General features: G+C 44.5%; 10 protein-coding genes. 4 read left to right on the top strand and 6 right to left on the bottom strand.

What is annotated here, in order from left to right; translation table 11 throughout:
- Window positions 1-39 precede the first annotated feature (39 nt).
- Window positions 40-1359, top strand: a complete 1320-nt coding sequence (locus MSG93_RS10515; RefSeq protein WP_005226497.1) for a dicarboxylate/amino acid:cation symporter — start codon at window positions 40-42, stop codon at window positions 1357-1359.
- A 132-nt stretch (window positions 1360-1491) separates the two neighbouring features.
- On the top strand, window positions 1492-2715 hold the full coding sequence (locus tag MSG93_RS10510; protein ID WP_032882857.1) for a magnesium transporter CorA family protein: 1224 nt from the start codon (window positions 1492-1494) through the stop codon (window positions 2713-2715).
- A gap of 25 nt (window positions 2716-2740) precedes the next feature.
- Here the strand turns inward: MSG93_RS10510 and MSG93_RS10505 are convergent, their stop codons facing one another.
- From MSG93_RS10505 to MSG93_RS10480, 6 genes are all read right to left on the bottom strand, one after another.
- On the bottom strand, window positions 2741-3067 hold the full coding sequence (locus MSG93_RS10505) for a chaperone modulator CbpM (protein ID WP_262476410.1): 327 nt from the start codon (window positions 3065-3067) through the stop codon (window positions 2741-2743).
- Window positions 3068-3078: 11 nt separating this feature from the next.
- Window positions 3079-4023: a DnaJ C-terminal domain-containing protein gene (locus MSG93_RS10500; protein ID WP_324621785.1), complete on the bottom strand. Its 945-nt coding sequence runs from the start codon at window positions 4021-4023 to the stop codon at window positions 3079-3081.
- Between the two features lie 140 nt (window positions 4024-4163).
- A complete protein-coding gene (locus MSG93_RS10495; RefSeq protein WP_005280811.1) occupies window positions 4164-4775 on the bottom strand; it encodes a LysE family translocator in 612 nt (203 codons plus the stop codon).
- Window positions 4776-4893: 118 nt separating this feature from the next.
- The gene (gene hslO, locus MSG93_RS10490; protein WP_005280808.1) at window positions 4894-5769 is read right to left on the bottom strand and encodes an Hsp33 family molecular chaperone HslO; all 876 of its coding nucleotides are present in this window, start codon (window positions 5767-5769) and stop codon (window positions 4894-4896) included.
- 117 nt (window positions 5770-5886) lie between these two features.
- Window positions 5887-7704, bottom strand: coding sequence for a cation:proton antiporter (locus MSG93_RS10485; protein ID WP_324621784.1), 1818 nt, complete (start codon window positions 7702-7704; stop codon window positions 5887-5889).
- 102 nt (window positions 7705-7806) lie between these two features.
- A complete protein-coding gene (locus MSG93_RS10480) occupies window positions 7807-10047 on the bottom strand; it encodes a primosomal protein N' (protein ID WP_324621783.1) in 2241 nt (746 codons plus the stop codon).
- A gap of 198 nt (window positions 10048-10245) precedes the next feature.
- Between MSG93_RS10480 and gspF the strand changes: the two genes are divergently transcribed.
- Both gspF and gspG read left to right on the top strand, forming a co-directional pair.
- Window positions 10246-11451 carry a type II secretion system inner membrane protein GspF gene (gspF, locus tag MSG93_RS10475; RefSeq protein WP_324621782.1) on the top strand — a complete coding sequence of 402 codons (1206 nt, stop codon included), beginning with the start codon at window positions 10246-10248 and terminating at the stop codon, window positions 11449-11451.
- A complete protein-coding gene (gspG, locus tag MSG93_RS10470) occupies window positions 11451-12029 on the top strand; it encodes a type II secretion system major pseudopilin GspG (RefSeq protein ID WP_079281826.1) in 579 nt (192 codons plus the stop codon). The genes gspF and gspG overlap by 1 nt, the downstream gene beginning before the upstream one ends.
- Window positions 12030-12246 lie beyond the last annotated feature (217 nt).

Below are 12246 nucleotides of genomic sequence, written 5' to 3'. Positions count from 1 at the left end.
AAGTCTATTTGTTCATCTCAATATGAAGGAATATTGCACATGCTTGTCGATCATGTAGCCGCAGGTCAAGATGACCAACAGCCTCCCAAAAAACCAAAGTTCTATCAAATTCTCTATGTACAGGTGATCTTCGCAATTGTTGCGGGGATACTACTCGGTCATTTTTTTCCTGAGTTTGGTGAAAGCTTGAAGCCGCTGGGCGAAGCCTTCATTAAAATGGTGAAAATGATTATTGCCCCGGTGATTTTCCTGACCGTTGTCACAGGGATCGCGGGCATGAAAAACATTGGAAGTGTTGGACGGGTGACCGGGAAGGCAATGATTTACTTCCTGACCTTTTCAACCTTAGCTTTGATTGTTGGTCTGATTGTCGGAAATGTGATTGAACCAGGTCATGGTTTAAATATTGATCCAAGTACCTTACACAGTACCAAAGTTGACGAATATGCAGCCAAAGCACATGAGTCTTCAATCACCGGCTTCTTAATGAATATTATTCCAGATACTTTGGTCAGCCCATTCGTATCGGGACAGATTCTTCAAGTGCTATTCGTTGCCGTATTATTTGGTTTGGCTTTGGCAAAATCAGGTGATTTAGGTCGTCCAGTCACAGACTTTCTTCAACAACTGACCAATCCTGTGTTTACCTTGGTGGGAATGTTGATGAAGTTCGCGCCAATTGGTGCATTTGGTGCCATGGCCTTTACCATTGGTGCGTACGGCATTAGTTCGATTGGTAATCTGATGTTACTGATCGCGACCTTCTATATTACCGCATTACTGTTTGTGATTGTCATTCTGGGCGCTGTTGCACGCTATAACGGTTTCTCGATTATTGATCTGATCCGTTATATTAAAGATGAACTCTGGTTGGTACTCGGGACCAGTTCATCGGAAGCCGCATTACCTTCATTGATGGCGAAAATGGAAAAGGCAGGCTGTGAGAAATCAGTGGTCGGTCTGGTGATTCCGACAGGCTATTCCTTCAATCTGGATGGCACCAATATTTACATGACCTTGGCAGCCTTGTTTATCGCGCAGGCCTGTAATATCGAATTGACGCTGACTCAGCAGATCACCATTCTATTGGTGGCGATGTTGAGCTCTAAAGGTGCAGCAGGGATCACCGGTGCAGGCTTTATTACCTTGGCAGCGACACTTTCAGTGGTACCCGCGATTCCAGTCGCAGGGATGGCACTGATTCTAGGAATTGACCGTTTCATGTCTGAATGTCGTGCATTAACCAACCTGGTCGGAAATGCATGTGCAACGATCGTGGTTGCGAAATGGGATAAAGCATTAGATAAAGAACAACTTGATCTGGCGTTAAAGCACGGGATCGTTAAAGAAGATGCATAATCTTTGATCTGTTCAAAAAGCCTCCCTGTGAGGCTTTTTTTATGGCATGGTAAAGCAGTGGTTTGAATAGCGATAGCTTTTTATGACGCTTCATGGCAGCATTTCAATAGCTATCCAAATTCATCTTGTCCTATGCAGCTTTATTATTTTTATCGTCATAACAGCGAAAATACAATTTTTATTAGTACAGAACAACAAGCAGAACATGCGCTGGAATTTTTGTGGGTCGATAGTTTAAGACAGGATCTGGTCAATCATACCGAGACCTGGCAAAGCGATATTGGTCAGTATACCGGATTGGTCTTGAACGAATTTCATATGCGCGATTTACTCAATATCGAGCATCCTTGTGCTTTTGATACGGTAGAAGAATATGACCTGCTGGTGTTCCGTAAACTCATTAGCCCAGATGACCAGATTCTTGAAAGCGAGAATGTGCTGGAATCCCATGAGAGCGTATTTGGACTTGCCACCACACCAATGAGTTTTATCCTGACCCCTACGATTCTGGTCAGTGTCAGGGAGCAGGGCAATCAGGCAGTAGAGAGTTATATTCAGCGTATTCAGACCATTATGGGACGTCCGATCGCCGAGCAGAATAAACCGCGTAAATTACCTGCTACACCCGCAGATCTGTGCTTGCGTTTACTGAATAGCATGATTGATGGTTATCTGAATCTACGGACTCCGCTCACCCGTCGGGTGGAGTATTGGCAACAGCAATTGTTACAGGGCAATCGTCGTTTTAAGCAATGGCATCAGTTATTTCATGAAGACATGGCATTCCAGCAAATCGAAAATTTATGTGAGGAACAGATTGAAACCTTGCAGGAGTTTAGAGATGAGCTGGTGGATAATTATCATCATGTCGTGGGTGAGCATAAGCATAAGGCGCAAGATATCTTGCTGGTACGTTTGAATGATCTGATGAGCCATGTCGAGCGGGTACAGAAACATAGCTTACGCTTGCGTAATGCGATTCAGTCGGCTATCGATTTGCATTTTTCCGCGATTGCCAACCAGACCAATGAAAACATGCGTATCTTGGCGATTATCACCGCCATTTTTGCGCCATTGACCTTGTTAACGGGTATCTATGGGATGAACTTCGAGTTTATTCCCGGGCTGAAATCACCGGTTGGGTTCTGGATCATGCTGGGCGTGATGCTCATGAGTACCGTGTTGCTGCTGTATTATTTCTATCGTCAGCATCTGGTCGGACGCGGTGAACGGAGTGTGATTGATTTGCTGGCACAGCAACATAAGCAGCGTAATCTGAATTTGCTATGGTTTCTGGACTACGAACCGATTAAGCAAACGCTGAAAGAAGTGGAGAAAATGACCAAGTTAAAATAGTTTGAACTTGGTCATACTAAATCCTTTAATGAAAATGTTTGAGCTGTTTACGTAGTTGCTGAACTTCATCGATTAAATCCAGCATCACGGCCACAGCTGACAGGCTTGCATCAAAGTCGCGTTGCAGGCGATAGGCACGTCTGGCACGGCTGACATCTTCACCAATAAACTGATAGTTTTGTGGGTCGACAGAGATCTGCAAAATATCATAATCAATCAGCTTGAGGACCCAGTCGGTACTTTGACCACATGCTTCGGCAAAGTGTTCAAGATCAAGTGCCAATTGTTCATCAATGATTTCAACTTGGCAGTGACCGTCATATTGAATTTCTTTGTATTGAATCGTTGTCATGATCTTACTCCTTATGAGGCACGAGGTTTAAATGCAGCAAAGGCATCGGCAAATTGTTGATAAGCCTGTTGCTCTTGCTCACTGTGCGCTGGCGGTAAAACAATATTGATAATCAGGTACAGATGTCCTGCAGTCTTGTTTGGAATGCCTTTTTCTTTTAAACGTAATTGCTGCCCGTTCTTGGCATTTTTCGGCAAGTTGACCTTGAGCTGTCCAGCAGGGGTATTGACCTCGATACCTTGTCCCAAACCCGCTTCCCAAGGGCTGACGTCAATGGTTTGATAGACGTCAGCGCCTTCAACCCGAATCCGATCAGTATCTTTATACTGAATTTCGATATAAAGATCGCCATTTGCACCGCCATTGATGCCACTCTGGCCTTGACCATTGAGACGGATTTGCTGACCTTCCTTCATGCCTTTTGGAATTTTAACTTCCAGGGTTTTGCGTTGTACTTCAGGTTCACCATAGACGTTATAAGTCGGAATTTGTAGCGTGATTTGCTGGGTTGATCCGTGATAGGCAATCTCTAAATCGACCTGAATGCTGGCATGTTGATCTTCACCACGATAGCTACGCTGTTGGCGTTGAGAGCGTTGTTGCCCGCCGCCAAAGCCTGAGCCGAAACGACCAAACAGGTCTTCAAAGCCACTAAAATCTGCCCCATCTCCTGAACTCTGGCGATAGAACTGCGAACCATCGAAACCGCTTTGGTTAGCTTGACCAAAGTTGGAAAAACCTTGTGGATGATCTAGCATCTGATCATATTCGGCTTTTTTGCTGCTATCGCTTAAGGTGTCATAGGCGACATTAATCGCCTGCATTTTGGCTTCCGCATCCGCTTCTTTACTAATGTCAGGATGATATTTACGCGCCAGTTTTCGATAGGCTTTTTTGATTTCATCTGCTGAGGCATCTCTGGAAACACCTAGCTCTTCATAATAATTTTTTGCCATGATCTTTAAATATAATAATGTTGTGTTTCTTTCATTATGAAACGAATCCAAGAGATTTCAATGGATTCGATTGTATAAGACTTGTTCTGTTTGAATTAGAAAAGAGCGTGTAAATAATTTTATTTGGCTTGGTTGAACGTCTAGATAAAGGTTTCGATCAGACCATACAGTGCAATCAAGACCAGCAAGGCACCGCATAAACCGAGGATTTTTGGATAAACACTGCTTTGCGATAAGCGACGGAAGAACAGATACACCAAAGATAAGGTCAGGAAATCCAGAATAATCCAGGTCACTGTCAACAGACTGAGACTAAAATTGATATTGGGTGAAATTGAAATAAACTGCGGGAAAAATGCCGAAAAGAAAATAATATCTTTGGGATTGGAGATGCCGACCAGAAAGCCTTTGTTAAAACCGCCATTTTGTGCCGATACGGTTTGAATCGCAGTTGGATGCGGCGCCTGAATGACTTCTTTAATAATGCTATAACCGAGATAGGCAATATAAAGGCAACCTAGTACCCGAATGGCTTTCAGATAGTTTTCATCAATAATCAGAAAGCCTTTGAGAATAAGCACTGAGATAAAAATCAGGATTAAAGAGGCAAAGTTGGTTCCAAAGATGGTCTGTAAAGCTTTTTTATAACCGCCTTTGAGTCCGGCACTGGCCACCAGAATCATGACAGGCCCCGGCGTGGCGATCAGTACCACCACACTCACAATAAACAGTACATATTCGAAGTAATTCATAGATTAATCATAAGGTCGGTATTATAAGGAGATTTGAACATTGTTTTATCGGGTAGACCTTAATACAAAATAAAAAAAGACGGAAGCCCGTCTTTTTTTATTTTCAACATTGAATGAATTAACTTAAATGTTCACCAAATAAAGCCAAAGCTTCTTCTGCCGTAAATTCATAGCGTGTATTACAGAACTGGCAATCCATCTGGATCGGATTTTGTGCTTCTAAAGTTTCATGGACTGCATCTACACCAATCTGAATCAGGGCATTGGCACAGCGCTCTTTTGAACAGGTACAACCAAACTTTAACTGCTCAACTTCAGGCAAACGCACTTCTTCTTCGTTATACAAACGATAGAGGATTTCATTGGCTGACAGGTCGGTCAGTTCTTCCGGTTTCAAGGTTTCAGTGAGCATGGTCAGACGAGGCCATAGGTCTTCGTCGACCAGTTTTTGCTCTTCTTCATCATTCCGAGGAAGCAACTGAATCAATAAGCCACCTGAACGTTTGCTGTTGGTCGCCAAGACAATATGCGTCGGAATCTGCGCCGATAAATCGTAATATTGGGTCAAACAGCCAGCCAAGGTCGGTTGATCAAGCGGTACGATCCCTTGATAGCGTTCGCCATGTTCAGGTTCAATATTAATGAACAGAACCGGATTGGTTAAGGCTGCCAGTACCGTACGGCTATCATGGCCTTCGACAAATCTTGGATCTTCTTCATAATCAGCCAAGGCACGGACTTCACCTAAATGGTTACATTCAGCCATGGCCCATTTAAAGGTACCGCTTGCCTGAATCTGTAAGCTAATACGACCACGGATTTTCAGTGTGCTGGCAAGTAATGCAGTCGCACTTAACATTTCGCCCAACAGGCTTTGTACTGCAGGCATATATTCGCGTTGCGCCAAAATGGTTTGTAATGCTTCTTCCAGATGCACCACTTCACCGCGAACAGGGCAGTCCTCAATAAAAAAGCGTTGGCGTAAATCAGACATATTTTTCTCCAGTATCCCGCACAGGGAAAACAAAGCAATGCGCTGCTTTGAAAAGCACTGAGGGCTTTATAAAAAGGTGCATGTATGCAGTCAATAATGGTGTCAGTTTGCTAAAACTCAAGATGTTTCATTGAGTGAATTTGCATCACTTTGTGTGTTTTGATCACTGCGCGTGCGATCTGGCTGCAAAGTTTTTGTGTTTTCAAATAAATACTCAAGTTCTGCAATTGCACTCGGATAATATTCAATAACCTCTTGCTGTTCCTGTACCCAATGTTGCTGGATCAGCAGCAGCTCATCCTGTTGCTTAAAACGCTCTATCTGCATTTGTGCATCAAGATTTGACAGCCCCGTTTCAAGCAACGCCTGCTGGGCCATCTCCAGTGAAGCGGCATAAGTTTCACGCCAGATATATTGAATGCCTAAAGCATTGAGCAAATGCGCATGATGACGGTCGCGTGCCCGCACAAACAGGGTCAGGTCCGGATGATTCAAGCGCAGATAACGTGCCAGATTCATACTGTCTTCAACATCATCAATGGCGAGGATCAGGAGTTTGCAATATTCGATTCCGGCAGCACGTAAGTTCTCAACCTGGGTCACATCGGCATCAAAAAACCGATGTCCATATTGTTCAATAAAATCAGCATCAGGCTGGTTGCTGTCAATCACGCTAAAGTGTTTACCCTGTGCATGTAAAGCGCGAGCAACCACTTGCCCAAAGCGTCCAAAACCGACAATCAGAATCGGGTGTTGCGGCACATCTTCAGGTGCAACAGGTACTTTTTTCTGCAACCGTGGCAAAATTTCTGTATCAAACAGCCAGTACAGCAGCGGCGTCAATAACATCGAGCCGAAGACGATGAGCAAGGCAGGCTGTAATAAAGCCTTGCCAAGTAAATTTTCACTTTCTGCCAGTTTGAGCAAGATAAAGCTCAGTTCACCAATTTGTGCCAAGGTGATGGCAAACAGGGTACTGAGTCGGGCATGACGTTGCTGGTAATAACTGATTGCTGCAATCACACCGGACTTGATCAGGATCAGCCCAAAGATTGAACCCAGGATCAGTAAAGGGGTTTGAGTTATAGGTTCTAATGAAAGGCCTAAACCCATCGCCAGAAAAAATAACCCGATGGCCGCATCTTTAAAAGGTTCAAGAATACGTTCAACTTCAGCTTTAAATTCGGTTTCTGCCAGTAATAAGCCTGCCAAAAATGCACCAATCAAGACATGAATATTCAAAACATCCATAATCAGAATGACCGAGACAATGATCAGAGCGCTCAGTACAGGGATGAGTTGAATACTATTTTTTTGTGCTAAAAAGCGGAAGGCTGGACGCACCAGATAGCGACTGGCGAGAAACAGACCTGAAATCGTGGCAATGATTGCTGCAAAATAAGCAATCCCGTGTCTTGTCGATGCCGTATCTTCCAGCAAAGGAAACAGCGCAATCAGAATCACGGTAATAAAAATCTGAAATTGCAGTGTTGCCAAACAGGCTTGCCCCAACGGGCTATGCAGTTGCTGTTTTTTCTGTAGCAGTTGCTGCACTAAAGTCACTGCGGAGAGTGCCAGTGCAAAGCCAAGAATGAGACTGCTCTGCAACTGGTGAAACAGCAGGAAAGCTGCACCGGCTAAAAGCGGGAGGGTGACTGCAAGTTGTAGTCCCGTACTTTTAAGGATAGGTTTACGTTCCAGCCACAGTTGTACAGGTCGAAAGCTTAGACCTAGAAACAGCATGACCGCCATCATGCCAAGATTGAGCAGTGACTGGATCAGTTGAGGATCTTCAATCAGCCCAGAAACATGTGTACCGAGTACAAGCCCTGCGATGAGATAACCTAAAACTGTTGTGCCCATGTAGCGCTTGGCCAAGGGCACAAAAATTAAAGTCGCAGCCAGTAAAAAAATAATGGGGAGCAGTAAGGACATCGAATGCCTCAATTTTTCTATTCTGTTTAGACGAACCCAAATGAGTAAAGCTTAAAAAGACCAATCCGTGATGGGGCTTTTATAAGGTGCGCCTAAACTAGTTTAACTAAACTCTTGTGGATCAACATCAATGGAAAGCCTGAGTTGATGCTGTCGTGGTAAATGTACCACTTGTTGCCACCATTGACGCAAATAAAAGTGCAGTTTTGCCCGATCGGTAGATAAAATCACCATGTGTGCACGATAACGGCCTGCTTTACGCTCCATCGGTGCAGGGATTGGGCCCCAGATATCGACCAGATCGCCAGCCATGCTCCTGAGTTGCTGGGCAATCTCGGCCAGAAAGTGTTGGCTATAGTCGCGATCTTTCGATTCCACCCGAACCAGTACCGTATAACGATAAGGTGGCAACATGGCAATTTTGCGATCAGCCAGCATTTGTTTGGCGACGGTACGATAATCATGCTCAATCAGCATGGTTAGCATTGGATGGTCAGGACGTAAACTTTGTAAATAGACACTGCCTTTATGCTCACCACGTCCAGCACGTCCGGCCACCTGCACAATCAATTGAGCTGTCCGTTCAGGCGCACGCGGATCAACACTGAGCAGGCCTGCATCAATATCCAGAATCGCAACCAGCGTCACATGCGGAAAATGATGGCCTTTCGCCAGCATTTGCGTCCCCAGCAAGATACTTGGTTTGTTTTGCTGGATCCGGTCATAAATTTTCTGCCAGCTACCGACCCGGCTGGTACTGTCGCGGTCAACCCGTATCACTTCATTGTGCGGGAACAGTTCCTGTAAATGTTCCTCAAGCTTTGCCGTTCCTGCCCCAATGGTTTTCAAACTCTGTTTCTGGCATGCCGGACAATGGTCTGGCAAGCGGTTAATGGTTCCGCAATGATGACAATGCAAATAGTGGTAAGGCTGTGAATGCAGGGTAAAGTGTGCATCACAATGTGGACAGTTGGCTTGCCAGCCGCAGCTTTCACACATCAGGATCGGTGCATAACCGCGTCGGTTTAAAAAGATCAGGACTTGTTCTTTGCGCTCTAATGTAAGCTTAATTTGCTGAATCAAGGTCTGGCTGAGACCATGCTGCTTTTTTGCAATCTTTAAATCCACCACATGCATTTTCGGTAAAACCGCCACACCTGCACGTTGATTCAGTTCAAGCAGTTCCAGCTTTCCAGACTCAACCAGATGATAACTATCGATACTTGGCGTTGCAGAGCCAAGTATCACCGGACAGTTCTGCAAATGTCCGCGATATAAGGCAACATCACGGGTATGGTAACGGAAGCCTTCTTGCTGTTTATACGAGAGGTCATGTTCTTCATCCAGGATGATCAGTCCCAGATTGGGCAATGGAGTATAAATTGCAGAGCGTGTCCCAATTATGATCGAGGCTTTGCCAGTTTGTGCATGTTGCCATGCCTGTAACCGTTTTGAGTCATTCAGCCCTGAATGCAGTAAGGCAATATCACAATGAAAGCGTGACTTAAAACGTGAAACGGTTTGCGGGGTGAGGCCAATTTCTGGCACCAGCACCAGTACTTGCTTGCCTTGTTTTAATACCTCATGCATCACTTGCAGATAAACTTCAGTTTTGCCGCTACCCGTCAAACCATCCAGTAAAAAAGCCTGATAATGATGCTGTGCCTTGAGAACATGTTGAATGGCTTTTTTCTGGTCTTCATTCGGTGTTAAGGGAACTTGCGCCAGTTGCACCGGTGTCGGGGTAAAATCGTGTGGCTCCAGACAGCACTCAACCAGACCTTTCTTTTCCAGCGCTTTCAGGGTCGAGGTTTCCACCCCGCTCAGGTTTAAGACATTTTCAGTGGTGCCATGCGGATGCAGTTTTAATACCTGATAGGCTTCATATTGTTTTTGCGAACGTTTTAATAATGAGGCTGGGTCATCATGGGGGGTGATTTTCCATAGATGAAACAGGATATCTAAGGCACGACCTTGTCTGAGTAAGGTCGGTAAGGCACTTTGCATGACCTCGCCAATCGGAAATTGATAATATTGGGCTGACCATGTCAACAAAGTTAAAACTTGTTGGTCTAAAATCGCTTCCTGATCGAGTAATTCCGTAATGGCTTTAAGTTTGAACTGACCGGTAAAGACTTCGTCCGGATTGACTTTTTCAGTAATGATCCCGACCAGGTTTTGCCGCCCAAATGAAATTGCAACACGCGCGCCAACCTGTGCCTGAGCGTATTGCGCTGCGCTCACCGTATAATCAAAGGTATCATACAGATACACCGGTATGGCAACGCGAATACGGTAAACAACAGTGCTAGAATTTTGGGTCGGCATATCGGCTTCATTCATATAAAGTGTATGTTGATAGTTTCAGCCTTTTAAGTTGTATGATCGCTTAAAACAACTTAAATAAGGCATGACGGCATCTCATAGAATTATGCTAAAGTGCTATGCGTTATGTCGATGAATTTCATGTGGAACCACGTTCCTCAGGCCATACACGGATGCACTTAACAACGACTATTTTGGGACAATTAGAACAGAACCATGCCTGCTTATCAATTTACTGCGCTTGATGCCTCTGGAAAGCAACAAAAAGGTGTGCTGGAAGGGGATTCCGCACGCCAGATTCGCCAACAGTTACGCGATAAAGCCTGGACCCCGATCGCGGTCGATGCGGTCGAGCAAAAAGACAAACAGCAACAGCGTTCGTGGTTTAAAAAAAGCTTTAGTGCCTATGATCTGGCCTTGATGACACGTCAACTCTCGGTATTGGTGGCGGCTGGGATTCCGCTGGAAGAAGCCCTGCGTGCCGTCAGTAAACAAAGTGAAAAAGCGCATGTCCGCAATCTACTGATCGCGGTACGTTCCAAAGTTCTGGAAGGTCATTCACTGGCAAAAGCGATGCAGCAGTCAGGACGCTTTCCCGAACTATATATTGCAACAGTGGCGGCAGGCGAACGTTCAGGCCACCTGGACCTGATTCTGGATCAGTTATCGGACTACACTGAAAACCGTTTTGCCATGCAGAAGAAAGTTCAGGGTGCGATGATTTATCCGATCGTACTGATGTTGATGTCTTTCGGCATTGTGATGGGCTTGATGACCTATGTGGTGCCTGAAATCGTCAAGACCTTTGAACAAAGTAAAGAAGCTTTGCCTTGGATTACGGTTGCCTTGATGAAGGCCAGTGCCTTTATCCGGCATACCTGGATCGGTATGCTCATTCTTACTGTCGTATTCATTATTTTATTTACCCGGTTTTTAAGAACGACGGCAGGGCATTATGCATTTGACCGATTAACGCTCAGATTGCCACTATTTGGTAAACTTTCGCGTGGTATAAATGCAGCACGTTTTGCCAGTACCTTATCCATTTTGACCCGCTCAGGTGTACCTTTGGTGGAAGCCTTACGTATTGGCGCCGAAGTCAGTAATAACTGGGTCATTCGTGATGCCATTGAAGTGGCGATGGAACGTGTAACAGAAGGGGGGAATTTGGCAACACAACTGGAACGTTGCGGTTATTTCCCGCCGATGATGGTACAAATGATCCGAAGTGGAGAAGCTTCTGGTGAACTGGATCGTATGCTGGATCGTGCATCGACCATGCAGGACCGTGAGGTGACCACCTTTATTTCTACGTTACTAGCCTTGCTTGAACCCTTGATGCTGATTTTTATGGCAGCAATTGTATTGGTGATTGTGATTGCGGTAATGTTGCCAATTATTAATATGAACAATATGATCTGATGAGTGACATGAAAGAGATGAATATGAATAATTCAATGAATAAGCACAATGTTGAACAAAGCTTGAATCCTTGCACTCAAAGCACAGTTTCTCGTCTTGCGGAATCGTGTGACTCAGAGCATAGCTCTTCGTCTTGCGCTCGGACAAAGTTCCACTTTGTTAACCCTCGCTCAGGATTTACCCTCATTGAGGTGATGGTGGTTATTGTAATTTTAGGTGTTCTCGCTGCACTGATCGTTCCGAACGTGATGGGGCGTGGTGAAAAGGCTAAAGTCGATACCACCAGCATTACCTTAAAGGGTGTTGCGGGTGCACTGGATCAATATAAGTTAGATAATGGCCGTTACCCATCCATGCAAGATGGCGGTTTAGATGCGTTGGTGAACCAGCCAGCCACAGCGAAAAACTGGTTACCCGGTGGTTATGTGAAAGGTGGTTATCCAAAAGACAGCTGGGAAAATGATTTACAGTATGTGATTCCAGGCCGTGAAGGTCGTCCATTTGATTTATATTCGTTTGGTGCGGATGGTAAAGAAGGTGGTGAAGGCAACGATGCCGATATTTATTATCAGCCTTAATCGTTAGATAAAAATATCACTTCACTTTTGAGTTACTAAATCGAGAGTGAAGTGATAATGTTTCTTAATTCGTAATTAATCTATAAGTTGTTGAAAAATAAAAATAGAATAAAATATTGAATATGTGAGAGTTATAATAAGAATTATTCCCATATTTAATAGTTACAAGAAAAAGAAATTATGCAGAAAAATAGACTGTTTCTTTAGATCAAAGCTT

Origin of the sequence: Acinetobacter sp. IK40 (assembly GCF_035615075.1) — a bacterium.
GTDB classification, from domain to species: Bacteria; Pseudomonadota; Gammaproteobacteria; order Pseudomonadales; family Moraxellaceae; genus Acinetobacter; species Acinetobacter courvalinii.
Note: the sequence above shows the minus strand (reverse complement) of the source record. Positions and strands in the feature narration are given on the sequence as shown.